The organism is Plantactinospora sp. KLBMP9567 (assembly GCF_033446045.1).
Classification (GTDB): domain Bacteria; phylum Actinomycetota; class Actinomycetes; order Mycobacteriales; family Micromonosporaceae; genus Plantactinospora.
Genome location: NZ_JAWQRR010000037.1, coordinates 14339 through 39908 on the forward strand (window position 1 = coordinate 14339; position 25570 = coordinate 39908).

19 protein-coding genes and 1 riboswitch are annotated in these 25570 nt (G+C 71.5%); of the genes, 11 read left to right on the forward strand and 8 right to left on the reverse strand.

What is annotated here, in order from left to right:
* Positions 1–111: 111 nt before the first annotated feature.
* Positions 112–2109, forward strand: a complete 1998-nt coding sequence (locus tag R6Y94_RS26640) for a serine/threonine protein kinase (RefSeq protein ID WP_318398600.1) — start codon at positions 112–114, stop codon at positions 2107–2109.
* Between the two features lie 67 nt (positions 2110–2176).
* Here the strand turns inward: R6Y94_RS26640 and R6Y94_RS26645 are convergent, their stop codons facing one another.
* The 3 genes from R6Y94_RS26645 to R6Y94_RS26655 form a co-directional block, all read right to left on the reverse strand.
* Entirely contained in the window at positions 2177–2977 is an 801-nt protein-coding gene (locus R6Y94_RS26645) for an energy-coupling factor transporter transmembrane component T (RefSeq protein ID WP_318398601.1), read from the reverse strand.
* Positions 2974–4479 carry an ABC transporter ATP-binding protein gene (locus tag R6Y94_RS26650; protein WP_318398602.1) on the reverse strand — a complete coding sequence of 502 codons (1506 nt, stop codon included), beginning with the start codon at positions 4477–4479 and terminating at the stop codon, positions 2974–2976. The genes R6Y94_RS26645 and R6Y94_RS26650 overlap by 4 nt, the downstream gene beginning before the upstream one ends.
* 99 nt (positions 4480–4578) lie before the next feature.
* Positions 4579–5169, reverse strand: coding sequence for an ECF transporter S component (locus tag R6Y94_RS26655; protein ID WP_318398603.1), 591 nt, complete (start codon positions 5167–5169; stop codon positions 4579–4581).
* Between the two features lie 76 nt (positions 5170–5245).
* A riboswitch (TPP riboswitch) is annotated at positions 5246–5353 on the reverse strand.
* Positions 5354–5484: 131 nt separating this feature from the next.
* On the opposite strand from R6Y94_RS26655, the gene R6Y94_RS26660 reads away from it, so the two are divergent.
* The 7 genes from R6Y94_RS26660 (at position 5485) to R6Y94_RS26690 (ending at position 11655) form a co-directional block, all read left to right on the forward strand.
* On the forward strand, positions 5485–6234 hold the full coding sequence (locus tag R6Y94_RS26660; RefSeq protein WP_318398708.1) for an SIS domain-containing protein: 750 nt from the start codon (positions 5485–5487) through the stop codon (positions 6232–6234).
* A gap of 143 nt (positions 6235–6377) precedes the next feature.
* Positions 6378–6884 carry a DUF6328 family protein gene (locus R6Y94_RS26665; RefSeq protein ID WP_318398604.1) on the forward strand — a complete coding sequence of 169 codons (507 nt, stop codon included), beginning with the start codon at positions 6378–6380 and terminating at the stop codon, positions 6882–6884.
* Between the two features lie 225 nt (positions 6885–7109).
* A complete protein-coding gene (locus tag R6Y94_RS26670) occupies positions 7110–7391 on the forward strand; it encodes a hypothetical protein (protein ID WP_318398605.1) in 282 nt (93 codons plus the stop codon).
* A 22-nt stretch (positions 7392–7413) separates the two neighbouring features.
* Positions 7414–7995: a sigma-70 family RNA polymerase sigma factor gene (locus R6Y94_RS26675; protein WP_318398606.1), complete on the forward strand. Its 582-nt coding sequence runs from the start codon at positions 7414–7416 to the stop codon at positions 7993–7995.
* The gene (locus tag R6Y94_RS26680; protein ID WP_318398607.1) at positions 7992–9908 is read left to right on the forward strand and encodes an EAL domain-containing protein; all 1917 of its coding nucleotides are present in this window, start codon (positions 7992–7994) and stop codon (positions 9906–9908) included. Before R6Y94_RS26675 ends, R6Y94_RS26680 begins: the two co-directional genes overlap by 4 nt.
* 144 nt (positions 9909–10052) lie before the next feature.
* The gene (locus tag R6Y94_RS26685; RefSeq protein ID WP_318398608.1) at positions 10053–10742 is read left to right on the forward strand and encodes a hypothetical protein; all 690 of its coding nucleotides are present in this window, start codon (positions 10053–10055) and stop codon (positions 10740–10742) included.
* Complete coding sequence (locus R6Y94_RS26690; RefSeq protein WP_318398609.1) at positions 10735–11655, forward strand: serine hydrolase; 921 nt, start codon at positions 10735–10737, stop codon at positions 11653–11655. The genes R6Y94_RS26685 and R6Y94_RS26690 overlap by 8 nt, the downstream gene beginning before the upstream one ends.
* Positions 11656–11694: 39 nt before the next feature.
* Here the strand turns inward: R6Y94_RS26690 and R6Y94_RS26695 are convergent, their stop codons facing one another.
* Positions 11695–12228 carry a hypothetical protein gene (locus R6Y94_RS26695; protein WP_318398610.1) on the reverse strand — a complete coding sequence of 178 codons (534 nt, stop codon included), beginning with the start codon at positions 12226–12228 and terminating at the stop codon, positions 11695–11697.
* A 90-nt stretch (positions 12229–12318) separates the two neighbouring features.
* A complete protein-coding gene (locus tag R6Y94_RS26700; protein ID WP_318398611.1) occupies positions 12319–12930 on the reverse strand; it encodes a TetR/AcrR family transcriptional regulator in 612 nt (203 codons plus the stop codon).
* Positions 12931–13029: 99 nt separating this feature from the next.
* On the opposite strand from R6Y94_RS26700, the gene R6Y94_RS26705 reads away from it, so the two are divergent.
* Complete coding sequence (locus R6Y94_RS26705; protein ID WP_318398612.1) at positions 13030–14133, forward strand: aldo/keto reductase; 1104 nt, start codon at positions 13030–13032, stop codon at positions 14131–14133.
* A gap of 485 nt (positions 14134–14618) precedes the next feature.
* On the opposite strand, the gene R6Y94_RS26710 is transcribed toward R6Y94_RS26705, so the two are convergent.
* Positions 14619–14807, reverse strand: coding sequence for a DUF397 domain-containing protein (locus R6Y94_RS26710; RefSeq protein ID WP_318398613.1), 189 nt, complete (start codon positions 14805–14807; stop codon positions 14619–14621).
* 87 nt (positions 14808–14894) lie between these two features.
* Positions 14895–15278 (reverse strand): helix-turn-helix transcriptional regulator, encoded by a 384-nt coding sequence (locus R6Y94_RS26715; protein WP_318398614.1) that lies wholly within the window; start codon positions 15276–15278, stop codon positions 14895–14897.
* A 509-nt stretch (positions 15279–15787) separates the two neighbouring features.
* Here R6Y94_RS26715 and R6Y94_RS26720 point away from each other — a divergent pair.
* Positions 15788–17773: an acyl-CoA dehydrogenase family protein gene (locus tag R6Y94_RS26720; protein WP_318398615.1), complete on the forward strand. Its 1986-nt coding sequence runs from the start codon at positions 15788–15790 to the stop codon at positions 17771–17773.
* A gap of 45 nt (positions 17774–17818) precedes the next feature.
* Here the strand turns inward: R6Y94_RS26720 and R6Y94_RS26725 are convergent, their stop codons facing one another.
* Complete coding sequence (locus R6Y94_RS26725; RefSeq protein ID WP_318398616.1) at positions 17819–18787, reverse strand: aldo/keto reductase; 969 nt, start codon at positions 18785–18787, stop codon at positions 17819–17821.
* Positions 18788–19108: 321 nt separating this feature from the next.
* On the opposite strand from R6Y94_RS26725, the gene R6Y94_RS26730 reads away from it, so the two are divergent.
* On the forward strand, positions 19109–25564 hold the full coding sequence (locus tag R6Y94_RS26730; protein ID WP_318398617.1) for a DNA/RNA non-specific endonuclease: 6456 nt from the start codon (positions 19109–19111) through the stop codon (positions 25562–25564).
* The last annotated feature ends 6 nt before the right edge of the window (positions 25565–25570 follow it).

A 25570-nucleotide genomic window follows, 5' to 3' on the forward strand; every position in this document is an offset into this window, starting at 1 on the left:
CGACCGGCGGGGTCACTCCCGACCGGCCTGCCGATGGAGCTGGTCCGATGTGATACTTACTCGACTTCCGGCAACGGGGGTGGCTGGTCCGCGGGGCGGTGGAGGGTCGGGATGACGGGCGAGGCTGCCGGGGTGCGACCGCTCCGGCCCACCGATCCACGCCAACTCGGCCCCTGTGAGCTGGTCGGTCGGCTGGGCGAGGGCGGCATGGGCACCGTCTACCTGGCGCGGCTGGCCGGCGGGCGTACGGTCGCGGTCAAGGTGATCCGGCCGGACCTGGCGTACGACGCCGAGTTCCGGCGCCGCTTCCGGGGCGAGGTGAGGCGGGCCCGCCAGGTGCCACCGTTCTGCACCGCCGAGGTGCTCGACGCCGATCCCGACCACGATCCGCCCTACCTGGTCGTCGAGTACGTCGACGGCCCCAGCCTCTCCACCGTGGTCGCCGATCGCGGCCCGCTCACCCCGGGCAACCTCTACGGGCTGGCGATCGGGATGGCGACCGCGCTGACCGCCATCCACGGCGCCGGGGTGATCCACCGCGATCTCAAGCCCAGCAACGTGCTGCTGCCGCCGGGCAGCCCGAAGGTGATCGACTTCGGGATCGCCCGCGCGATGCACGGCACCGCCGCCGGCACCCGGACCGACCAGGTGATCGGCACGGTGGCGTACATGGCGCCGGAACGGTTCGAGTCCGCGACCAAGGGCGTACTCACCCCGGCCGCGGACGTCTTCGCCTGGGGCGCCGTGGTGGCGTACGCCGGCACCGGGCGTACCCCGTTCGCGGCCGAGACGCCGGCCGCCACCGCAGTACGGATCATGACCGAGGAACCCGATCTCGACGGGTTGACCGGACCCCTGCGCGAACTGGTCGAACTGGCGCTGGCCAAGGAGCCGCACCGCCGGCCGGCCATCCGTGACCTGCTGGACCGGCTGCTGGCCGGTGGGCCGGGCCGGAGCGGCCAGGTCGCCGGGACGCTGGTCGGGCAACCTGACCTGCTGGCCGCGGTCGAGCGGGCCCAGGCCGCCACCGACCAGCGCCCGCTGGCCGAGACCGCGCTGGCCGCAGGTCCGGCCGCCGGAACGGTCACCGGCACGACGGCGAGCCCGCCCGGCACGACGGCGGGTCCGTCAGCGATCCCGGACCGGTCCGCCGGCAATCTGGTCGGGCGGGGCTCGCGACCCGTCACCGCCGGCTCGGCCCAGACGGCCGCTGCCCCGCCGGGGGTACCGGCCGGAGCGGTCCGTCCGGCGCTGTCCGACCCGCCGGTGGTGCCCGACACGCCGGCGCTGCCCGGCCCGCCGGGCCGCCGGGGAGGCAGCCGGTGGGGCATCCTCGCCAGCGCGCTGTTCGCGCTGGTCGGACTGCTCGGCGCGGCGGTCACCGTCGGTTACGCCAGCGGGATGTTGCCGCCGGGCGGGGATCGGGGAGCGGCCAGCCAACCGCCACCGGGCCCGCTGGCCAACGCGGGACCGGGCGCCACGATCGGCGGGCCGACCGCGCCTTCCGGTTCCACCCCGACCGGCGCCGGCCCGTCCGCCGGGACGCCTCCGCCCGGCCGGGTGGTGGTGGCCGACCCGCTGACCGGGTCGGGCCGGTGGTTGCCGAGGACGGACGAGCGGCACCGGGTCGGGTGCGAGTTCGACGGCGGACTGGTGGTGTCGAAGCGCAGCGACGGCCCGTACCGGTGCCCGGGGCCGCAGGAGACCTGGACCGACGTACGGGTCGACGTCGACGTGACCCTGGTCGAGCCGAGCAGTTGCGCCGGGATCTGGTTCCGGTTTACCGACGCGCAGGGCGGTTACGTGCTGCGGGTCTGCGCCGACGGGTACCACCTGATGCGGCACGGGTCCGAGACGGCGAGCGAGGCCGGCGACTTCCCGTACCCGCCGGATCGGCGGCCGGACGGCCGGATCCGGGTCGGTGTGGTCGCCGATGGTGCGGACCTACGCTTCTATCAGGACGGCCGGCAGATCGGCACGACCCAGGACACTGCTCCGGTGGCCGGCCGGGTGGTGCTGGGCATCTTCTCCGATCCCGCCGCCGACCAGGGCCCGGAGCTGTCCTACCGGGTCACCTTCGGAAACGTCGAGATCGCCACCCTGGACTGACTCGCACCAGCCGCCCGGCAGAGCGGACCGGCACCGAGCCGTCCGAGCCGTCCGACCGCCGACCGGCTCAGCCGACCAGTGGGCGGAAGGTGCCGAGCACGACGCTGACCGCGAGCGCTCCGCCCGCCAGCGTCGCCGCCCCGACGACCAGGGCGGCGTCGGCACCGGTGAACCGCTGCCGGCGCGCCGACGTGCGCGGCGAGCCCGAGTCGAAGCCCCGGGCGTCCATCGCGGTGGCCAGCCGGGTACCCCGGCGGATCGCCCCGACCAGCAGGGCGAATGCGGTCGAGCCGAACAGCCGCAGCCGGGTCAGCGGATTCCGTCCGGCGTCGATGCCCCGGGCCCGTCGGGCCAGGCTCAACATCCGCCACTCCAGCGCGAGCAGCGGCACCAGCCGGAACGCGGCCAGCGCCCCGATGGCGAACCGGGGCGGTGCCTTGACGTTCTGTACCAGCGCGTCGGTCAGGTCGGTGGGGTCGGTGGTGGCGAAGACCAGTACCCCGGGCAGCGCCACCGCGATCACCCGGAGCGCCATGCCGAGCGCGGTGACCAGTACTCCGCTGGTGACCTCCACCGGCCCGGCCTGCCACAGCAGGCTGCCGGTCCGCTCGGCGGCGAAGAGCACCAGGGTGCAGAGGATGCCCAGCGCGCTGAGTAGCAGTGGCCAGGCCCGCCGGGCCAGTGCCGCGTACCGGAGGCCGAAGAGCGGCACCACGGCGAGCTCGAACCCGATCGCCACCGCCGGGGCCACCGGGTCCACCGTGGCGATCAGCGCGACCGAGACGACCAGCGCGGCGGCGACCTTCGCCACCGGGTTGCGCCGGGCCAGCGGTGCGTCGGGGGCGGCGATCGGCTGGTACGGGATCACCCGGCCCGCCCCGCCGATCCGGTCCCGGCCCGATCCGCCGCTGCTCCGCCAGCCTGGCCCGCCGACCCGGTGCCGCCCGGTCCCGGCGCTTCGCCGCCGAGCCGGATCGTCCGGTCGGCCAGCGCGGCAACGAAGTCGGCGTCGTGGGTGACGGTGACGATGCCGTGCCCGCCGTCCCGCAGCCCGGCGAGCAGGTCGACCAGTTCAAGCCAGGTGCGCCGGTCCTGGCCGAAGGTCGGCTCGTCCAGCACCAGCAGCCGGGGGGCGGTGGCCAGCGCCGTCGCCACGCTCAGCCGCCGTGCCTGGCCACCGGAGAGGGTGTACGGGTTGGCCGCCGCCAGCCGGTCCAGCCGGAGCCGGACCAGCAGCTCCTCCACCACCGACCGGACCACCGCCTCGGACTGGCCGGTCCGGCGCGGCCCGAGCGCCAGCTCCTCGAAGACCGTGCTGCGGACGAACTGATGCTCCGGGTCCTGGAAGACCGAGCCGATCCGGCCGGCCAGCACCGGCGCCCGCCACCGGTGCGGCGCGGTGCCGGCGTGCCGGCCGGCCAGTGCCGGGGAAGCCGACAGCCGGCCGGTGCCGGGCCGGAGCAGCCCGCCGAGCAGCAGCGCCAGGGTGGACTTGCCGGCACCGTTGGGACCGAGCACGGCGAGCGCCTCGCCGGCACGTACCCGCAGGTCGGTGCCTGCCAGCCGGGGCGGCAGGCCGAGCCGGTCGGCGGTGAGCAACAGGTCGCCGGGGCCGGTCGCGGCCTGGCGCGGTGCCGGCGGCGGCCCCGGCACCCAGACCCCGGCGGCGGCCAGCGCCGGGCCGTGCGCCGCGAAGACCTCCGCCGGGCGGCCGTCGGCCCGCACCCCGGCACCCGGTTCGAGTACCACCACCCGGTCGACCAGCGGCAGCGCCTCCGACACCCGGTGCTCGACCAGGATCAGTGTGGTGTCGTCGTCGACCGCCGTCCGGACCGCGTCCCGGACCAGGGTCGCCCCGACCGGATCCAGGTTGGCGGTCGGCTCGTCGAGCAGCAGCAGTCCGGGCCGCAGCGCCAGTACCCCGGCCAGGGCGAGCCGCTGCTGCTCGCCGCCGGAGAGCGCGGCGGTGGACCGGTCCAGCCCGTACGGGAAGCCGACCCGGGCCAGTGCCTCGGTGACCCGGGGCCAGATCTCCTCCGCCGGAACGCCCCGGTTCTCCAGGCCGAACGCCATGTCGTCGCCGGCCCGGGCCATTACGAGTTGGGTCTGCGGGTCCTGGAAGACGATGCCGACCCGCTCCCGGGCCTTGCGCGGGTCGAGCCCGTCGATCTCGACGGTGCCCTCCTGTTCGCCGGAGTCCTCGGCGAGCAGCCCGGCCAGCGCCGCCAGCAGCGTGCTCTTGCCGGCACCGGAGGCGCCGAGCAGGAGTACCCGCTCGCCGTGTCCGATCTGCAGGTCGAGGTCGCGGACCGCCCAGGCCCGGCGGCCGGCGTGCCGCCAGCCGAAGCCGCGCAGCCGTACCTCACTCATGACGGCACTCCGCTGCGCTCCGTGCCGTCATGAGGCTCATCCGCACTGAGCTGGCTGATTCGCTCGCTCCGCTCACTCATGACGGCACCACCGCGCCGCTCACACGGCGGTACGCTCGCGGCCGGCCGGGAACCGGTCCAGCGCTCCGGTCTGGGCCAGTGCCCGGGTGAGCGCCCAGCCGCCGGCACCGGCCAGCACCGCCGAGCTGAGCACGGTGAACAGGAAAACCGGCAGCCGGAACGAGTCGAAGTCGTACTCGGAGTAGTAGCGGATCTGGTCGAAGATCGCGGCGGCGAGCCCGGCCAGCAGACCGGAAGTGACCGCCACCGGCAGCCGGAACGAGCGGTATCCGACGGCGAGGAACGCCGCCTCCGCGCCGACGCCCTGGGCGAGCCCCTGCAGGATCGCGACGGTGCCCCACTGGCTGCCCAGCAACACCGATACGAAGGCGGCGAGGAACTCGCAGTACAGTGCCGCACCCGGCTTGCGGATCACCAGGCCGCCGAGTACCCCGGGCACCAGCCAGATGCCGTAGATGACGGCCTGGGCCGGCGGGAAGAACGTGAACGCGCCCTCGGTGGCGCTCCACACCAGGTTCCAGGCCCAGAAGATGACCCCGAACGCGACCGCGATGACCGAGGCGACAACGATGTCGACGGTGCGCCATCTGGTGGTGGTGGACGGACTCATGAGCGTGCCTCCCAGTCGCGTGGCGAACCAGGCAAGACGCACGCCGCAACCCGGGACGGCCCGGACTGCGGCGCGGCTGGAGACTCGACCGAACTCCCTGCGCTGGCATTACCCAGATCAGGTTCGAGGGTCTGCGGGTGTGTCACCCGCACTCTCAGCGCTGTGCGCTCCCCTGTCGGATGTGCTGTTGTTGCGCAGACGGTACACCGGAAGCCGCTGTGCCGACAGCGGTGGAGCCGGTGGATGTGGTGGTGCCCACGATGTCACGGGATAGGGTGGATGGCCCAGATCAACATCTCGAAGGGACGTTCCGGCGTGACACTCAGCCCCGAGGGCTATCTCGACGTGGTCACCGAGACGATCGGCCGGGTGGCGTACGCCGCCCGGAACGGCGTACGCCGGGCGGCCGACCTGGTCACCGACGCGCTCCGGGCGGGTGGCGTGGTGCAGGCGTTCGGCACCGGCCACTCCGAGGCGCTGGCCATGGAGATCGCCGGCCGGGCCGGCGGACTGGTCCCGACGAACCGGATCGCGCTGCGCGACCTGGTGTTGCGCGGTGGCGAGCCGGTCGACATCCTCGGCCCCACCCTGGAACGGGACCCGACCGTGGCCCGCCGGCTCTACGAGCTGACCCCGATCGACCCCCGGGACGTCTTCGTGATCGCCTCGAACTCCGGGGTGAACGGCACCGTCGTCGAGTTCGCGTCGCTGGTGAAGGAGCACGGCCACGGGCTGATCGCGATCACCTCGCATCAGCACTCGGCCCGGGTTGCGTCCCGGCATCCCTCCGGACGCAAGTTGAGTGATCTCGCCGACGTGGTGCTCGACAACGGCGCCCCGTACGGCGACGCGACGCTGCCGCTGCCCGGTGGCGGTGCGGTCGGCGCGGTGTCGTCGATCACCGCCGCACTCCTCGCCCAGCAGGTCGTGGTGGAGGTGGTCCGTCGGCTGGTCGAGGCGGGGGAGACGGCCCCGGTCTACCTCTCGGCGAACATTCCGGACAGCGACGAGCACAACAACACCCTCGAAGCCCGGTACGCCGGCCGGATCCGCCGGGGCGGCTGACCCCGGGTACCTCAGATCTCCGGCGCCGTCCGGTTTGCCGTCGGTACCGCCGCCGCGTCCGCTGTCGAGGCTTCCTTGCGTTTCACCTACGGCCGGTTCGGGCACACTGCTGCGAACTTCGACCGGAGCGGGAGGTGGCCCAGGTGGCCGTCGAGACGGAGAAGCAGCGTTGGCAGCGCAACTTCGCCGACCTGTTGCAGGAACTGCGGGTGGCGCAGACCGGGGTGCAGATCCTGTTCGCCTTCCTGCTCACCCTGCCCTTCAGCAGCGGTTTCCCGCGAGCCACCACGTTCCAGAAGGACACCTACGTCGTCGCGCTGCTGTCGGCGGCGGCCGCCACCGCGTTGATCATCTCGCCGGTCGCCTTCCACCGGGCGCTCTTTCGACAGGGGCGCAAGCCGGAACTGGTCCGCTTCGCGCACGGCATGGCGACCGGCGGGCTGGCCTTCATGCTGGTCTCGATGGTCAGCTCGGTGCTGCTGATCACCGACTTCCTGCTGCCCCGAGCGGTGGCGTTCGTCCTCAGCGGGCTGACCGGGCTCTGGTTCCTGACCTTCTGGGCCGTGCTGCCGTCCCTGCGCCGCAACTGGGGCGAGGCCGACGAGGACGACGAGGAGCCGGTCGCCGCCCGCCCCGACGCGGTCGACTGAACACATCCCGCCAGGCCGTCGAATGTCGCTTTGCGTAATCCATACTGGACAGTATCTATGATCATTCGATCGGCCCGTCTACTGTGGCCGATCGGAGGAAACGCACCAGCTAGTCGCCACTTTTTTGATCATCGGCATCTTCGTCCGGGCGGGTCGCCCCCTACACCGAGGCCCTTGACGGAGAGTTATACCCGGAACGACAACTACGGACCGCGAGAGGCGAGGATGAGCGAGGTTCTGGGGGGACTGTCGACCGGGAGCTCGGTGGCAGTGCTGGTGGGCCTGGTCGGGGGGTTGGGGCTGCTGGTTCGGGGCTTTCTGCGGCACCGCGGCCAGGTACAGGCGGAGCGGGAGTGGTCGGCGCGGACCCGGGCCCGCACCATGGGCCTGATCCGGCTGGCCGGTGGCGGCTCCACCGACGTACGGATCGACGAGCGGGACCGCGACGGGCACCGGGTCGTGGAGCTGCGGGGTCTGCGTCGAACAGACGGGGGCGAGGCGGCATGAGCGAGCGAAGCGGAGTGCCGGCATGAGGCGCGGGGACAACGCGGTGGTGCGGGCCGAGTCGGCCGCCCGGTTGGGGGACCGGGGTCAGGCCGAGTCCGAGGTGAGCTTCGAGGCGTTCTGCCAGCGGAACTTCGTGCTGGTCGAGCGCTTCCTGCTCGCCCAGTGCGCGGACCGGGGGCTGGTCGAGGACGCCGTACAGGAGGCGTTCATCACCGCCCGGGACAAGTGGGAGCAGATCCGGGACTACGAGAAGCCGCTGGCCTGGATGTACAAGACCGCCCGGTACAAGCTGCTGGTGCTGCAACGGCGCCGCCGGCAGGACGTGACGGTCAGTCTGGAGGAGGTACCGCCGGAGCGGCTCGCCGAACCGGCCGACCCGGCGGAGGCCCGGGAACTGCTGCGTGGCTGGTTGCCGAGGCTGCCGCCCCGCCAGGCCGAGGTCTTCGTACTGGCGCTGGACGGCTGGTCCGACCACGAGATCGCGGCCATCCTCGGCATCGCGTACAACACGGTGCGGACATACCGGCAGGAGGCTCGGGGCCGGTTGAAGGAACTCGCCCAGCAGGCGGGCTTCGAGACGCCGTCCGGGAGGGACCGGGGATGAACCTGGACGACATCCTGTCCTTGGCCTCGGACCGGACGTACAGCGAGCTGGAACGGGCCCGGGCACGCCGGGCCACCCGTCGGGTGCAGCAGGAATACCAGCGGGCGCTCTCCGAGGGCCGCGACCTGACCGGCGACATCGAGGTACGCGACCCGCTGACCGCCGACACCGACGAGGCGGCCCGGATCACCCGGGCGGCCCAGTTGGCCAAGCTCGGCACCGTGACCTGGATCCGGGCCAGCGGAGAGCTGACCTGGTCGGACGAGATGGCCCTGATCCTCGGCCACCCGCCCGGCACCCTCCGGCACTCGGTCGCGGCGCTGGCCCGGTTGGTCCACCCCGACGACGTCGACGAGGTGCGCCGGGTGGTCGAGTCGGTGTGGCGGGACCGGACCGTCCGGGAGACGACCTGCCGGGTGATCCGTCCGGACCGGGTCACCCGGTACGTGCACTGCCACCTGGAATACGTCGTCGACGGGGAGAACCGGCCGTACGGCATCATCGCCACCGCCCGGGACATCACCGAACTCGAACTCGCCCGCCAGGAGCAGGCCCGACTGGCCCGCCGACGCGAGACGGTGCAGGCGGAACTGGCCGGCCGGGACCCGGTCACCGGGCTCTTCCACCGGGCCAGGTTCGCCGACGAAATCGACACCGCCCAGCGGGGCGGGCCGGGTGTGCTGCTGGTGGTGGCCGTCGAGCCGGTCGGCCCGGCGGTCGCCCCGGACCCCGGCGTCGAGGGCGAGCCCGGCGGTGCCGACGAGCAGGAGCGGCTGGCGGCGGCGGTCGCCCAGGTCGTCCGCCGGGTCGCCCGCCGCTCCGACGTCTGCGGGCTGACCGGTCCGAACGAGTTCGGGGTACTGATGCAGCGGACCACGCTGAGTTCGGCCACCGCGCTCGCCGAGGCCATCATCGACGGCATCCGGTCCCAGTCCTTCGTGCTGGGCCGGACCCGACTGGTCGACGCCTGGGGCGGCCTGGTCCGCTACCAGGGGCGGGACGGCAGCCGCGGCGTCGACCTGATCGTGGACGCGGAGACGGCTTGGCGCCGGGCCCGGGCCACCGGCGTCGCCCGGGTCGCCCTGGACCAGCCGGCGGCCGAGGACGAGCGCCGGGAGCTGTGCCGTAGCCGGGTCCGGGCCACGGTGGCGGAGAACCGGTTCACCCTCTACACCCAGCCGATCCTCGACCTGCGGCTCAACCAGATCACCCGGCAGGAGATCCTGCTCCGGGTGGTCAACGACGGCGGGCAGGCGTACTCCGCCTCGACCCTGCTCGGCGATGCGGAGCGGCTGGACGAGATCCTGCCGATCGACCGGTGGGTGATCGACCGGACCATCGAGCTGATCGCCCGCGGCCCGCGTACCTCGCACTACCAGGTGAACCTCTCCGGGCGTTCGCTCGGCGACCCGCACCTGCTGGAGCGGGTGCAGCAGCGGCTCCAGCAGTACGACGTCGATCCCGGCCAGATCACCTTCGAGATCACCGAGACGGCGCGGATCGGTAACCTGACCGAGGCGCACAACTTCGCGTACGGGATCCGCCAGCTCGGCTGTCAGCTCGCCCTCGACGACTTCGGGTCCGGGCACGTTCCGTTCGCCTTCCTCACCTACTTCCCGGTGGACCTGGTGAAGGTGGGTGGCGAGTTCATCGCCGGCATCGAGCACTCGGTGGCGAACCGGGGCATCGTGCGGTCGATCGTCGAGATGTGCCGCGCGTTGGGGATCCGGACCGCTGCCGAGCACGTGGAGGACGAGGCCACCATGAATCTGCTCCGCGACTACGGGGTGGACTTCGCCCAGGGGTACCTGGTCGGCAAGCCCAAGCCGGTGGCCAGCCCGGCGCGTACGCCGGTGGCGCCGGCCGAGCCGGAGGTCGATCCGGAGCGGGAGCTACGGGCCGCCACCGGATAGCCGGACGGACCGTCGGCCGGCTCGGTGCGGGGGAGTCCGGCACCGGGCCGACCGGCGGTCCATGCAACGTCCCGGGGGCGGTGGCCGTCGTTAAGGGGCGTGGAAGCCCGAGCAAGGTCGCTACCGGCGGTCGACAGGCCGACCGTGCCACGGATCCGGAGCGGTCCGGGCGGGCGGGAGCCGCTGGCCGCGACAGCCGTCCTGCTGGTCGTGCTGGCGGTCGCCGGCCTCACCGCCGGCTGCGGTGCCGATCCGGCACGCCGGCCCCCGGTCGGCCAGGAGGCCCAACTGACTGCGAGCGGTCCGGCGGACCGACCGGTGACACTCGACCTGGCCCTGCTCCAGCCCAGCGGGTTGGGCACGGGATGGCGGCAGAGTCCGCACCCGCCGGAGCAGCCGCCGTGGCCGTGGCTCCAGGCCGACTGCCCGGCGTATCGGGAGGGGGACTACCCCGCCCAGCGGCACCGGACCGGCGCCGTGCAGCGCCGCTACCGGCACGAGCCGTCCGAGCTGGTTGCGACGCAGGTCGTCGAGGCGTACGAGCCGGGCTGGGCGGTGCGGGCCCTCGACGACGTACGCCGGGTCGTCACGACCTGCTCCCGGTACGACGCCTACGGCGCCAGCATCTCGTTCACGCCGCTCGACATTTCGCTCCCACCCGCCGACGGGCTGGTGGTGCAGGGGCGGATCGACTCTCCCGGAGCACCCGCCCGGTCCACGCTGCTGGTGGTGGTACGCCGCGACAACCGGCTCTCGACGCTGAACGTTCCGGGTCCGCTGGACCGGGCTACCGCGTACGCGGTGGTGAAGAAGTTGGCGGACCTCCTTGACTAGCCGGCGCGGGCCGAGGCGCCGGGAGCTGCTCGCCGCCACCGCCGCCGCACTGCTCGGCGCGGGTGCGGCCGGCACCGGGCTGGCGTACCGGTGGGCGGGTTCGCCGGATGCCGGCGCGCAGCCGGGGGCGGCGGCCAGCCCGGCCCGACCGACGCCCAGCCCGACCCCGGACCACCCGGCGCTGGCCCGTACCCGGATCGAGCGGTACCTGCGCGGAGTCGGCGGCCGGGTCACCCTGGCAGTGCGGGACCGGAGCACCGGCCTGGCGGTCACCGCCGGCGCCCGGCGGTACCAGACCGCCAGCATCGTCAAGGTCGACATCCTGGCCGCGCTGCTGCTGCGTCGCCAGGACCAGGGGCGCAAGCTCAGCGCGAACGAGCGGCAACTGGCCCGCGCGATGATCGTGGTCAGCGACAACGCTGCGGCGAGCAGCCTCTACGCCTCGATCGGCTACCGGTCCGGACTGACCGCCGCGAACCGGACTCTCGGACTGCGCCAGACCACGCCCAACTCGAGTTGGGGGATGACCACGACCACGGCGGCCGACCAGCTCCGGCTGCTGACCGCGGTAATCGACCCGGCCGGTCCGCTCAGCGACGGCAGCCGGGACTTCCTGCTCGGGCTGATGGCCCAGGTGGACAAGGAGCAGGACTGGGGGATCACCGCCGCCGCCGGTCGGCCCAGCACCGCCAGCTACGTCAAGAACGGCTGGACCACGGTCGACGCCGACAACGGGCTGTGGCTGGCGAACAGCATCGGCCGAATCGTCGAGCCGGGCCGGGACTGGCTGATCGCCGTACTATCCGACCACCATTCGACCCGGCAGAAGGGGATCGCGGCCGTGGAGAATGCCGCGAAGTACGCGCTGACCGAGCTGCGTGCGATCCCGCCGACCGGTGCGCCGGCACACTGATCCCCGCGACGGCCGTGACGCGGAGCTGTGCGGGTTTCGCTAACCGACCCGGTTGCCGTTGCGCAGGATGATGGTGAACTTGCCGCCGAAGGACTGCTTGCCCAGTCCGTTCGCCTGTCCCGGTGCGGTGTCACCGGAGTAGTAGTACAGCGGCCAGGAGGAGTACGTCGCCTGCCAGGTGCCGTTGCCGAGTCCCTGCCTACCGCCCCGCTCCGACGGGTCGTCGGCGAACGTGGGCTCGCCCACGGTGAGCAGCGGTGGCCACTCCTCCGCGCAGGCATCCAGGCAGGTGACGTTGCCGTGGCGGTCACCGCTGAAGGTGTAGAGCGTCCGGCCGTTCGCGTCGACCAGCGCCTCCGGGTACTTCGGCAGGCCGAACTTCAGCGCCGCCGCCTTCCCGCCCGGTGTGGTGGCCGCACCCGACGTCGGCGCCGAGGTCGCCGGGGCCGCCGAGGTGGTCGCGGGTGCGGGGGTGTCGTCGGTGTCACCGCCGGAGCATCCGGTCGCCAGGAGAAGTACGCCGACCATTGCCAGCACTGCCGGCCGGAGCCGGATTCCAGACCGGTACGTCATGCCGCCCTCACCACCATCGTTCGCCGGGTTCGGTATCCGTCTACTGGTATCACACGATGGCAATGTGGACGGTCGGGCCGGTCGTCGGTGTCAGGCCGGGTCGGCTCGCCGGCTCGACCGGAGGTTGCCGATGCCCACGTCGAGCGCGGCCTCCAGGTGCGTGATCCGGCCGGTCGCCAGCATCACCAGCACACCGCCCTGGATGCCGGCGAGCAGGGCGGCGGACGTCTGTTCGGCGTCGAGGCCGGGATCGACCTCGCCGATCTCCTGCATGTGCCGGATTCCCGCGCTGATCTCCGCCTGCCAGGCGCGGAGGAGTTCGGTGACCACGGCCCGGGCACCGGGGGTGCTGCGGCCGAGGTGCGCGACGAGGCCGTTGAGCGGGCAGTCCATCCCCTGGCCGAGATAGCGGACCACCACCCGGTCCCGCCACGCCCGCCACGCCGGCCAGGAGGTGAGGTCACCGAGCTGCGGCTGCTGGTCGGTGAGTACCCGGTCGGCCTCGTAGCGGGCGACGGCCAACAGCAACTCGTCCTTGCCGTCCGGGAAGTAGTGGAAGAGCTGGCTCTTGCTGGTGCCGGTCCGGGCCCGTACGTCGTCGAGCGTGGTCGCGGCGACGCCATGCTCCCGGATCTCCGCCGCCGCCCCTTCGATGATGCGTTGCCGGGTGAGGGTCCCTTTCTGAGTTAACGTCCGATTCATGTCCATCCGATCCTCTGGACTGTCTGGTCCACTATATCCGCAGCCAGCGCTCATTCTTTGGACTTGCCGGTCCAATTTTTTCCACGCAGGGTTGTGCACATGAACGACTACTACCTGCTCGGCCGGTCCGGGCTGCGGGTGAGCCGGCTGGCGCTGGGCACGATGAACTTCGGCACCTCCGGCTTCCACGCCGCGTACGGCAAGACCGAGGCGGAGGCCGAGCCGATCCTCCGGGGCTATCTGGAGGCCGGCGGCAACTTCGTCGACACTGCGGACTTCTATACGGCGGGGGAGAGCGAGCGCATCCTCGGCAAGTTGATCGGGTCCGCCGGAGTGCGGGACAAGGTCGTGCTGACCAGCAAGTTCACCAACACCGTCGACCCGGCCGACCCGAACGCCAGCGGCAACGGCCGCAAGCACATCGTCCGGGCCCTGGAGGCGACGCTGCGCCGGCTCGACACCGACTACCTCGATCTGTACCTGCTGCACACCTGGGACCGGATCACGCCGGTCGAGGAGGTCGTGCGTACCTTCGACGACCTGGTGCGCGCCGGCAAGATCCGGTACGCCGGCCTCTCCGACGTCCCCGCCTGGTACGCCGCCCGCGCACAGAGCCTCGCCGAGTCGCACTCGCTGAACCCGATGATCAGCCTCCAGTTGCCGTACTCGCTGATCGCCCGGGAAATCGAGCCGGAGTACGTGCCGATGGCCCAGTCGCTGGGGCTGGGACTCACCGCCTGGAGCCCGATCGGCGGCGGGCTGCTCACCGGCAAGTACCGGCGTATCGGGGACGGCGTGGCCGGCGAGGGTCGGCTCGGCGCGCCGGGCGGGCACCAGCGGCCGATCGGCGAGCGGGAGTGGCAGGTCATCGAGGTGCTGGCGGGCGTGGCGGCCGAACTGGGTCGGAGCATGGCGCAGGTGGCGATCAACTGGGTGGCCACCCAACCCGGCGTCGGGTCGGCGATCATCGGGGCGAGCAGCCCGGAGCAGTTGGCCGGCAACCTGGCCGCACTCGACTTCGAGATCCCGGCCGAGGCACGCCACCGGCTCGACCAGGCCGGCGCGGCACCGCTGGCCGGGCCGTATCCGATGTTCACCCCGGAATACCAGTCCTGGATCGTCAGTCCCGGGCTCGGCATCGGCGACAAGCCGGCTGGCTACGCCCCGCCGGTGTGGAACGGCGCCGCCCAGCCCGTCGGCTGACGCCGCGTCGTCGCTGATCGGGGCGGGTGAGTGTAGTGCCGGCTCGGCTGGCGGCAGGGTGCCAGTGGCGCTGGCGGCAGGGTGCCTGTGGCGCTGGCGGCAGGGTGCCAGTGGCGCTGGTGGCAGACACGCGTGGCGCTGGGGTGGCAGTTATCCGTGGCGCAGACTGTCGAGCTGCCCCGTTTGTGCGCCCACCCGGCGCGCCGCCCGCTTCGCCGCCGGTATCCCGCCGGCCCGTGGCTGTTGGAGGTCGCCGGCCCGTGGCTGTTGGAGGCCGGTGATCCGTGGCTGTTGGAGCCGCTGGCTGTGGCTTATGGAGGCCGCTGGCCCGGCCGTCGGCGGCGGCTGTCGGCCCGGCGGTTGGTGACGGCCGGTGCCCGTCGTCCGTCCGGTCCGCTGTGGTCACCTGGACACCGGAGGCGTTACGGCACGGTCGTAGCGCATCTGGTGTCCAGGTCGGCGCGGGTGCGGCGCCGTCGCGCGGGTCAGTGGGTGCTGACGGTGTGGACGAAGGTGCGCCAGGCGTCGGGGGTGAAGGTGATGACGGGGCCCCGGCGGTCCTTGCTGTCCCGGACGTGTACGGCGTCGGGGAGGTTGTCGGCCACCTCGACGCAGGTGTTGCCGCCGTTGGAGGAGCGGGTGGAGGTGCGCCATTCGGCGTTACTCAGGTCCATGTCTTCGCCGCTTCCTTGAGCAGGTCGAGGGAGTGCTGGCGCGGCAACGCCTCGCTGCGGACGCATTCCCACGCCTCTTGCAGGCTATCAATCTCGTCCGGCAGCGTGACGATCTGACCACGGAGCAGGTTGTTCCAGATAGCCGAGCCAGCCGTTCCCCTCCAGCGCGGCCAGCACGAACGGCTGGTTGTCCCTGGTGGCAACCCGAAGCAGCTCCACGGAGAGGCCGCCGGTGTCGAGTTCGCGGTCCGCCAGGGCCAGGTAGCGGAAGTCCAGCGGGCGGGTGCCGGTCTCCACCGCGCTCACCAGGGAACCGGAGAAGTTGATCCGCCTGCCGAACTGGTCCTGGGACAGGCCGGCGGTGACCCGAATCCGGCGGAGTTGTGCCCGGATGAACTCGATCAGCGGTGCCTCGACCGGCCGCGCGGCGGGCTGATCGTCGCTGCGGTCCTGGCCATCCTGTTCGTCCATGATCCCCCTCGCCGCCCCGGCGCCCCACTCCGCGAGCGCCGGTAGCTACCTTGGCTGATTCCTGGGCGCACCGTAGTGGCTCCTGACCGGACAGTGATGGTTGCTGATAGCACCTGTGGCGAGATCCGGAGGTCTCTGGAATTGGGCCGCGAAGACGGCGAGCCGGGTAGGTGTGCGGGTGACGAACTCGGCCGGAGGCGTGGGTGCACAAGCGGGGCAGCTCGACAGTCTCACCACCGCACGGTTATCCCGACGGGTGGCGGGTTGGCCCGCGGCAGCGCGGATGCGGTCTCACCACCGCACGGTCATCCCCGACGGGCGGCGGGGCGGGTTACCCGGCGGCAGTACGGATGCCGGCATCCACATAATTTGTGCTACCGACGGGTAACTAAACCGGGTAGCGTTGGCGGTGTAATCGGCCGCAGGACGTGCAGGAGGTCGCCCGCTCCAACGGAACGCGCTGAGCGTGGTCACCCTCCGCACCGCCGTACTCGATCGAGGGGGTTGCCGTGACCACGACAGAGCGGAACAGGCCGGCGGCGGGCGGGTCGGACGGAGTCGGGCCGCTGCCGAAGGAGGCCGGGCAGGTCTCCGAGCGGGAGGCCCGGCAGGTCGCCGAGGCCGCCCGGGAGACGGAGTGGGGCAAGCCGAGCTTCGGCAAGGAACTCTTCCTCGGCCGGCTCCGGCTGGACCTGATCGACCCGTGGCCGCAGCCCGATCCCGAACGTGCCGCCCAGGCACAGGAGTTCCTCGACCGGCTCGACACCTACGTCCGGTCCGAGGTGGACGGTGCGGCGATCGATCGGGACGCCCGGATCCCCGACGAGGTGTTCGCCGGGCTCGCCCGGCTCGGCACCTTCGGAATGAAGATCGACCAGAAGTACGGCGGCCTCGGCCTGAGCAACCTGCACTACTGCCGGGCGTTGACCCTGGCCGGCTCGGCCAGCCCGGCGATCGGCGCGCTGCTCTCGGCGCACCAGTCGATCGGGGTGCCGCAGCCGCTCAAGCTCTTCGGCACCGACGAGCAGAAGCAGCGCTTCCTGCCCCGGCTGGCCGCCGGCGAGGTGTCGGCGTTCCTGCTGACCGAGCCGGACGTCGGCTCCGACCCGGCCCGGCTGGCCACCACCGCCGAGCCGACCTCCGACGGCACCGGTTACCGGCTCAACGGCGTCAAGCTGTGGGCCACCAACGGGACGGTGGCGAGCCTGCTGGTGGTGATGGCCAGGGTGCCGAAGGCCGAGGGGCGGCGCGGCGGGATCACCGCGTTCGTCGTCGAGGCGGACTCGGCCGGGATCACCGTCGAACGCCGCAACGCCTTCCTCGGGCTGCGCGGCCTGGAGAACAGCCTGACCCGGTTCTCCGACGTCTTCGTACCCGCCGAGAACGTCATCGGCGGCGAGGGACGCGGCCTGAAGATCGCACTGACCACTCTGAACACCGGCCGGCTCTCGCTGCCGGCGATGTGCGTCGGCGCCGGCAAGTGGTCGCTGAACGTTGCCCGGGAGTGGGCCGCCGAGCGGGTGCAGTGGGGCCGGCCGGTCGGCGGGCACGAGGCGGTGGCGAGCAAGCTCGCCTTCATCGCCGCCACCACCTACGGCATGGAGACGATGCTCGACCTCTGCTGCCTGCTCGCCGACGACGACACGAACGACATCCGGATCGAGGCTGCCCTGGTCAAGCTCTACGCCAGCGAGATGGCCTGGAAGATCGCCGACGAACTGGTGCAGATCCGGGGCGGGCGCGGCTACGAGACGGCCGATTCGCTGACCGCCCGGGGCGAGCGCCCGGCCGCCGTCGAGCAGATCCTCCGCGATCTGCGGATCAACCGGATCTTCGAGGGGTCGACCGAGATCATGCACCTGCTGATCGCCCGGGAAGCGGTCGACGCCCACCTCTCGGTGGCCGGCGACATCATCGATCCCGACGCCGAACTGGGCCGGAAGGTCCGGGCCGGGGCCAGGGCGGGTGCGTTCTACGCCAGGTGGCTGCCGACCCTCGCGGTCGGTCGCGGCCAGAACCCCGGCGGGTACGCCGAGTACGGCCCCCTTGCCGGTCACCTGCGGTACGTCGAGCGGTCGTCCCGCAAACTGGCCCGGTCGACGTTCCTGGCGATGTCCCGCTGGCAGGGGAAACTGGAGCACAAACAGGGGTTCCTCGGCCGGATCGTGGACATCGGGGCCGAACTGTTCGCGATGTCGGCGGTCTGCGTACGGGCGAACGCCGAACGGGAGACCCGGCCCGAGGGCGTGGAACTGGCCGACCTGTTCTGCCGGCAGGCCCGGGTGCGGATCGCGGCACTGTTCCGGGCGCTCTGGGAGAACACCGACTCGGTCGACACGGCGGCGGCGAAGCGAATCCTCGCCGGCCGGTACGCGTTCCTGGAAGGGGGTGTGGTCACCCCGCCGGCCGACCTGCCCTGGGTCGCCCCCTGGCAACCCGGCCCGTCGACGGTCGACGACGTGCGACGCCGGATTCCGAAGCCGGACGGCGCGTGAGTGTGCGCCCGGGGTGGCGCTGGCCACCCCGGGCGACCCGCCCCGTCAGTACAGCCAGGACTCCTTCGGCGCGGTGAGCGGGGCGAGGGTCTCCCACAGCTCGTCGGGGATCTGCCAGGCGGCGAGTCGGGCGGTCTCGGCGATCCGCTCCGGGCGGGACACTCCGACGATGGTGGAGGTGATCCGGGGGTCGCGCAGCGAGAACTGGAGCGCCGCCGCCGCGAGCGGTACGCCGTACTCCGCGCACGCCGCCTCCATCGCCCGGATCCGGTCCAGCGTCGCGGCGTCGGCCTGCCGGTAGGCGTACTTGGTGAACTGGGCCGGGCCCTTGGCCAGGATGCCGCTGCCGAAGGGGGCGGCGTTGACCACGCCGACGCCGAGCGAGACCGCCTCGTCGATCAGGTCACCGGCCGAGCGGTCCACCAGGGTCCAGCGGTTGTGCGTGATCAGCGCCGCGAAGTGCCCGGTACGCAGGTATTGCGCCATCAGCTCCACCGGGCCGCCGGCCACTCCGAGGTGCTCGATCACCCCCTCGCGCTGCAATTCGAGCAGTACCTCGACCGGGCCGCCCGGCGCCATGCCGGCGGAGAAGCTGATGTGCTCGGGGTCGTGCAGGTAGACCAGCGGCAGCCGGTCCAGGCCGAGTCGTTCCAGGCTGTCCTCGGCGGAGCGGCGCGTCTGGTCTCCTGAGAAGTCGCCGGTGGTGAAATCCCGGTCGACCTTTGTGGCCAGCACGAAGCCCTCCGGCACCCCGCCGATCCGGCGCAGCGCGGCACCGACCCGCCGCTCGCTCTCCCCGTCGCTGTAGCCGGCGGCGGTGTCCAGGAAGTTGAACGGGCCGGTCAGCGCGGCGAGCGCGGTCTCGGTGCCGCGTTCCGCGCTGACGTCGTACCCGAAGAGGCCCGGCATGCTGCCCAGCGGGCCGCCGCCGATGCAGACCGGGGTGACGCGCAACCCGGTGCGGCCCAGCGGTCGGCGCGGGAAGCCGTCCGGCGATTGCTGTTTTCCGTACACGAAAATCCCTGACTGGCGGCCTCGACGGCGCGCCGTCCGGCCGCACCGGCGGACGATCATGTCGCCCGCCCGCACATTGTGACCGCCCGGATCGGTGTTGGCCAGCGGTTGCGCTGTCGAAAGTGGACGAATGGCGGCAGCGGGCGATCGGAATTGTCGGCCGGTTATCGAGATCGACAATTCCTGCGTATTCAGAAATCGATCTCCGATGGGAGTTTCTGTCGCAAAGTCGACCGACGGCAGTAATTGATCGACCTCTATTATCGGCTGCGGAAACGCTGGCATTGCGAGACATGTCCGTCCACGGGGGAGGGCCCGACCGTGTCCAGTCGTACCGTACTCAGCCGTACCCGTTGGTTGGTGGGCGCCTGCGCGCTGACCCTGATCGTCACGCTGGCGCCGCCGGCCAGGGGCAGTTGGGCGGAGGCGGCCCAGGTCCCCGCACCCCCGTCCGGCCAGGGCCCGGTCGACCGGCCGATGCCGGAGGGCGTACGGCCGGACACCGCCTTCCCGCCGGACAAGCGTCCACCCGTGGTCCCCCCGGAGGTAACTGCCGACGGCGCGCCCCGGCCGCTCTCCCGGGCCGGCTGGGACCGGCGTACCGGTGCCCGGGTCGCGGCCGAGGACCGCGTCTTCACCGACGTGCTGGTCCTGCCCGGCTACCTGCTCGGCGACACCTCGCTGAGCCTGTATTTCAACGTCGACGACGCCGATGCGCCCGCCTGGTCGACCTGGCGGGTCACCGCCTACGACAAGGAGACGCAGACCGAGCAGGCCTCGACCACGCTCTCCCGGGACGAGATCGCCCGGTCGAGCTGCTCCGGCCAGCGCGACTACTGCCGGTCGTTCGGCAGGGAGCACGGCTGGTTGCTGGACGCGAGCCGGACATACCAGGTCACCGTCACGGCGATCCTGGACGACGGGCGCGAGATCGTCTCCGAGCCCTCCGAGGCGCGGCCCCGGAGCACCATCGAGCCGCCGGCGATCCCGCCCGGCCAGGCGGCCGGCTGCGGCTGCGGCAACGCGCTCGCGCTGACCAGTGCCGGCCAGGCGATCCGGGCCAACGGCGTGAACACCGCGACCGGCGCCTTCATCCAGGCCGAGCAGGACCTGGCGATGGCGTCCTTCGGGGTGCCGTTCGCCTCCTCCCGCACCTACTCGTCGGCGAACGGCACCGGGCCGTTCGGCGCCGGCTGGGCCTGGTCGTACGGCATGACGGTGAGCGCGACGGAGGGTGGGGCGATCGTCCGGGCCGAGGACGGCGCCGAGGCGACGTACCGGCTGGACGGGGAGAGCTACCGGCGGCCGCCCGGGGTGCGGTCCAACCTGGGTAAGGCCGGGGACGGTTGGACGCTGACCACCCCGCGAAACCTCGCGTACGGCTTCGACGCGCAGGGGCGGCTGACCTCCATCCTCAACCCACGCGGCATGGGCGTGCGGCTGGCGTACGCCGAGAACGCCATCACCGTCACCGACGCCTCCGGGCGGGTGGCGAAGGTGGCACTGGAGGGCAGCCTGATCCGGGAGATCAGCCTGCCCGACCACCGGAAGGTCAAGTTCTTCTACACCGGCCAACTGCTCACCGCGCGCCTGGACGCCCGGGGCAAGCTCTGGAAGTACGGCTACGCCCCCAACGGCCTGCTGACCACCGTCACCAACCCGGACAGGGTTGTCGAGGTCACCACCGAGTACGACGCGAACAGCCGGGTGAACCGGCAGCTCGACGCGCTCGGCAAGCCGACCACCTTCGAGTGGCGGCCGGGTGAGCGGGTGAACGAGTCGATCACCACCGACGCCGACGGCGTGCAGGTCTACGACGGCTACCGGGGCAACGTGCTGATCCACACCCAGCGCGGCAACGGCGACACCGTGCACCACCGCTACGACGAGGCGCTCAACCGGGGCCTGGTGGTCAACGGCAAGCACAGTCAGCACGAGGCGAGGTTCGACGACCGGGGCAACCCGATCCGGCAGGACGCGCCGCAGTCGCTCGGCTTCCACGAGGAGACCGAGTACGACGACCGGAACAACCCGAGAAAGCACACCGACGCCAACGGCAAGGTCTGGGAGGACGAATACAACCAGTTCGACGAGCTGGTCAAGAGCACCGACGCGAAGAAGAACAGCATCAGCTACGAGTACGACGAGCGGGGGCTGTTGATCGCCCGGACCGACCAGCGCAAGAAGGTGACCCGGTACGAGTACCTGCCGGCCGGCGACCGGAACAGCGGCCTGCCGAAGGCGGTCGTCTCGCCGATGGGTCGCCGGGTCGAGTTCAAGTACGACCGGACCGGCCGGCAGATCGCCGTCACCGACCCGCGCGGCACCGTGCCGCACGCGGACCGGCGCGACTACACCACCCGCTACGAGTTCGACGCCCAGGACCGGACCACCGAGGTGCACGAGCCGGGCAAGGACAACCCGTGGCGGACCAGCTATGACGACCTCGGCCGGACGCAGTCCCAGACGACCCCGATGGGTGCCCGCACCGAATACAGGTACTTCGACAACGGGCTGCTCAAGACCGTCAAGGACCCGCGCCGGACGATGTCCTACACCTACACCGACGCGGGGCGGCGGGCCTCAGCCCGGCTGGAGCTGGACGACCAGCCGGACCCGGTGACGACGTACGCCTACAACGCCAAGGGGTTGCTGCACAAGGTCACCTCGCCGCGTGGCAACCTGCCCGGCGCCAACCCGGCGGACTTCACCACCACCTACTTCTACGACGCCAACGACAACCCGCTGCGGATGGAGCGCCCGTACCCGGGCGGGATCACCGTCAAGCGCGACATCGGCGTGGACGAGCTGGACCGCACCACGTCCAAGGTGGACGAGCACAACAAGACGTCGACCTTCAAGCGGGACAACGTCGGCAATGTCGCAGAAGTCAGTGACAACCTGAAGCGCAAGACCGTGATGCAGTACGACGACAACGGCCAGCAGACCCACATCCGGGATCCTGAGCAGGGCGTCGTCGAGTACAAGTACGACGAGGCGGGCAACAAGACCGAGACGATCCGGGCGACCGGCGGCATCACCAGCTTCGTCTACGACGACGACGGGATGGTGGCCAGCTCCACCGAGCCCCGGGGCAACCTGCCGGATGCCGACAAGGAGCGGTTCACCACCCACTACGAGTACGACCTCGCCGGCAACCCGAAGCGGACCATCGACCCGCTCGACCACGTCACCAGCTACTCCTACGACGCGAACAACCGGCTGACCTCGGTCACCGACGCGAAGAAGCGCACCACGCACTACACCTACCGGGACGACAACCTGCCCCGGAGCGTGCGGACGCCGGACGCCGCGTACGACCGGAACGACCCGACCCGGTACGCCACCGTCTACGACTACTTCGATGACGGCCTGGTCGCCTCGGTACGCGACCCGAACGGCAAGCGCACCTGGCTGTCGTACGACGACGGTGGCCGGCTGACCAAGTCCACCGACCCGCTGGGCCGGGTCACCGAGTACGGCTACGACGTCGAGGGCAACCGCGTCTCGACGCTGACCCGCTGGGACCACGAGCGGCTGAAGCCGGCCGAGCGGGCCAAGCGGACCGTCGTCGACACCTACGACATCGTCAACCGGCGGGAGAAGCGCAACCTCGGCACCGAGGGCCCGGAATACCGCTGGGAGTACGACGCCAAGGACCGGATCACCTCGTACGTCGACCCGGCTGGCCACCGGACCGTCAAGTACGACGACGAGGACCAGATCGAGCTGGTCACCCGGGTCGAGGCGGGCCTGGAGGAGCGGTTCAGGTACGAGTACGACGTACGCGGCAACATCAAGCTGCGGGAGTACCCGGACGGCACGAAGATCTCCACGACGTACGACGCGGACAGCCAGATGAAGACGCTGACCGCCGAGGGCGGGTCGATCGGCGCCACCCCGGCGAAGTGGACCTTCGACTACGACAAGGCCGGCCGGAGGGAGGTCACCTGGCTGCCGGCCGCGACCGGGCTGATCGAGCGGCGAAAGTACGACGATGCCGGCCGGCTGACCGGCATCGGCACCGAACGGGCATCCGAGGCGCCGCAGGTCGAGCTGCCGGACGCCGGACTGCTCGCCTTCGGTGACCGCCCCGACCCGCCGACCGGGGTGACCGCACAGCCGGGTGCCGGCCTGGCGGTGGTCTCCTGGAAGCCGCCGAGGGACGACGACGTCGCCGGCTACACCGTGACCGCCGCGCCGGGTGGCAGGACGACGACGGTCGGCGCGACCGCGACCAGCGCGGTGGTGCACGGATTGGACGCCGGGACGGCGTACACCTTCACCGTCACGGCGCATGACCGGGACGGCGCGGGGGAGGCGTCGAAGCCGTCGGACCCGGTCACTCCGGTGGCGCTGCCGCAGGATCCGGTCTCCGCGTTCCAGCTCACTCTCGACGAGGTCGGCAACCCGAGCCGGGTGGTCACCACCCGGGGCGGCGTCTCCGAGTCGGTGGCGTACGCCTACGACAAGGCGGACCGGCTCACCTCGGCCTGCTACGCCGCCACCTCCTGCGACCACAAGAGCCGGCCGACCGGGCGGATCGACTACCGCTACGACCTGATGGGCAACCGGCTCAGCCAGAAGCGCAGCGGCACGGCCGGCGACGACACCACCAGCTACTCCTACGACGACGCCAACCAGCTCACCAAGCAGGTCGTCCGGGAGCCCCGGCACGTCACCACCACCGAGTACGGCTACGACGTCGACGGCAACCAGACCCGGGCCGGCACCGACCGGTTCGAGTACCACCTCGACAACACGCTGGCCAAGGCGAAGGTCGCCGGCCGGGAGGCGGTCTTCGGGTACGGCGCCGACGGGCTGCGGCTGACCGCGACCACCGACCCGGGCAAGCCGGAGCAGACCACCCAGCGCTGGTCCTGGGACGTGGCCGGCACCCTGCCGCAGATCGCCCTGGACACCGTGACGGATGCCGCCGGGCAGCCGACGGAGAAGCGCGGCTTCACGTACGGGCCGGACGACGAGCCGCTGGCGCTGCTGGACCAGGCGAGCGGGGCGCACCCGTACACCCACGACTGGCTGGGCGGGGTGGCGAACATGCTCACCCCGACCGGTACCCCGGAGACCGGCTACGACTACGACCCGTTCGGCAACCCGCGCGCCGGACCGACGCTGGGGGTCAGTGGCGACGGGGCGGAGACCCAGGCGGGTGCGCCGGAGAATCCGTTGCAGTACACCGGGGCGTACCAGGACTCGACCACCGGCAACGGCAACTACTACCTGCGGGCCCGCAACTACAACCCGGGTACCGGGCGGTTCACCTCCATCGATCCGATGCCGATGGGTGGGGCGGCGGTGTCGCCGTACACGTACGCGGAGAACAACCCGACGACGTACACCGATCCGACGGGGGCGACCCCGGAGCCGGCACCGGCCGGCGACACCCCGCAGGTGAACCCGGAGGATGTGGCCAGGGCGAACCAGATCCAGAGCAAGAGCGTGCTGGACGTGGTGCTGGAGGCCGGCGGCCAGATCCTGATGGAGTTCCTCGGGATCAACGACATCCTGAACTGCCTCAAGGGCGACCTGGGCGCCTGCGCCTCGATGATCATCGGGGCGCTGCCCTGGGGCAAGATCTTCAAGGCGAAGAAGATCGCCGAGGCGATCTTCCGGGCTGGCAAGGCCGTCGTCACCTTCTTCAAGGAACTCGACTGGGCCCGGGCCATTCTCCGGAACGCCGAACGGGCGGCCGAGGCGGCGAAGGCGGCCGCGGCGAAGGCAGCCAGAGAGGCTGCGGCGAAGGCAGCCGCGGCGAAGGCAGCGGCCGAACGGGCTGCCCGGGAGGCGGCGGCCCGAGCGGCAGAACGAGCCAAGGCCCTGGCCGCCAAGGCGAAGGCGGCTACCAAGCGAAGCACCACCTGCAAGCGCAACAGTTTCGTCGCGGGAACCCTGGTGATGCTTGCGGACGGCCCGAGCAAGCCGATCGAGGACGTCGAACCCGGTGACGCCGTGCTGGCCACCGACCCCGAAACCGGCCGCACCGAGTCACGCCAGGTCACGCATGCGATCCGTACCGACAACGACAAGGAGTACGTCGAACTTACTCTGGATGCGGACGAGGGTGGGACGAAGATCACCTCGACCGACCACCACCGCTTCTGGTCCGTCGATCAGGGGCGCTGGGTCAACGCGGCCGATCTGCGGCCCGGTGAGCTGCTGCGTACGGCGGCCGGTACGTACGTGCAGGTCGGCGCGCTCCGGAAGTTCCACGCGGCACAAACGACCTACGACCTCACGGTTGACGACGTCCACACGTACTACGTCTCCACTGGGAATACCTCTGTCCTCGTCCACAACTGCGGTGACAAGTACGCCCATGGTGGAAGCGTCCGGTATGGCGCCCTGGACGGCCGGGGCCGACCGACCAGTGTGTCCGCTTCGATCCACGGGGGCATCCTGGACAAGGGGTCGGCGGCATCCCGGCGGATCAAGCCGCCGGGCTGGGCGAGCCCGGGAGACGAGCACAACATCGCCCGCGGTCATCTGCTCGCTCGGATGCTGGGTGGCTCCGGATACCGCAAGTCGAACTTGGTCACGATCACCCAGGATCCGGTCAACAGCCCGATCATGCGAGACCTCGAACAGCAGGTTTACGACGCGGTCAAGGCGGGTGAGACGGTTCAGTACACAGCCAGCGCCGTCTACCATGGCGACGAGCTCGTACCAATCGCGATCAAGTTGGAGGCCGTCGGTAGCAAGGGCTTCAGGCTCAACGCCGAAATTCCGAACCCGGCCGGCGTGTTCGGGTTCGAATGACCGGAT

Bases quoted from the DNA above. Each gene is read 5' to 3' on its own strand.
- R6Y94_RS26640 (WP_318398600.1), top strand. From the start codon at position 112: ATGACGGGCGAGGCTGCCGGGGTGCGACCGCTCCGGCCCACCGATCCA.
- R6Y94_RS26650 (WP_318398602.1), bottom strand. From the start codon at position 4,479: ATGAGTGAGGTACGGCTGCGCGGCTTCGGCTGGCGGCACGCCGGCCGC.
- R6Y94_RS26655 (WP_318398603.1), bottom strand. From the start codon at position 5,169: ATGAGTCCGTCCACCACCACCAGATGGCGCACCGTCGACATCGTTGTC.
- R6Y94_RS26670 (WP_318398605.1), top strand. From the start codon at position 7,110: ATGAGCGAGGTTCTGGGGGGACTGTCGACCGGGAGCTCGGTGGCAGTG.
- R6Y94_RS26675 (WP_318398606.1), top strand. From the start codon at position 7,414: ATGAGGCGCGGGGACAACGCGGTGGTGCGGGCCGAGTCGGCCGCCCGG.
- R6Y94_RS26680 (WP_318398607.1), top strand. From the start codon at position 7,992: ATGAACCTGGACGACATCCTGTCCTTGGCCTCGGACCGGACGTACAGC.
- R6Y94_RS26695 (WP_318398610.1), bottom strand. From the start codon at position 12,228: ATGACGTACCGGTCTGGAATCCGGCTCCGGCCGGCAGTGCTGGCAATG.
- R6Y94_RS26700 (WP_318398611.1), bottom strand. From the start codon at position 12,930: ATGAATCGGACGTTAACTCAGAAAGGGACCCTCACCCGGCAACGCATC.
- R6Y94_RS26705 (WP_318398612.1), top strand. From the start codon at position 13,030: ATGAACGACTACTACCTGCTCGGCCGGTCCGGGCTGCGGGTGAGCCGG.
- R6Y94_RS26710 (WP_318398613.1), bottom strand. From the start codon at position 14,807: ATGGACCTGAGTAACGCCGAATGGCGCACCTCCACCCGCTCCTCCAAC.
- R6Y94_RS26715 (WP_318398614.1), bottom strand. From the start codon at position 15,278: ATGGACGAACAGGATGGCCAGGACCGCAGCGACGATCAGCCCGCCGCG.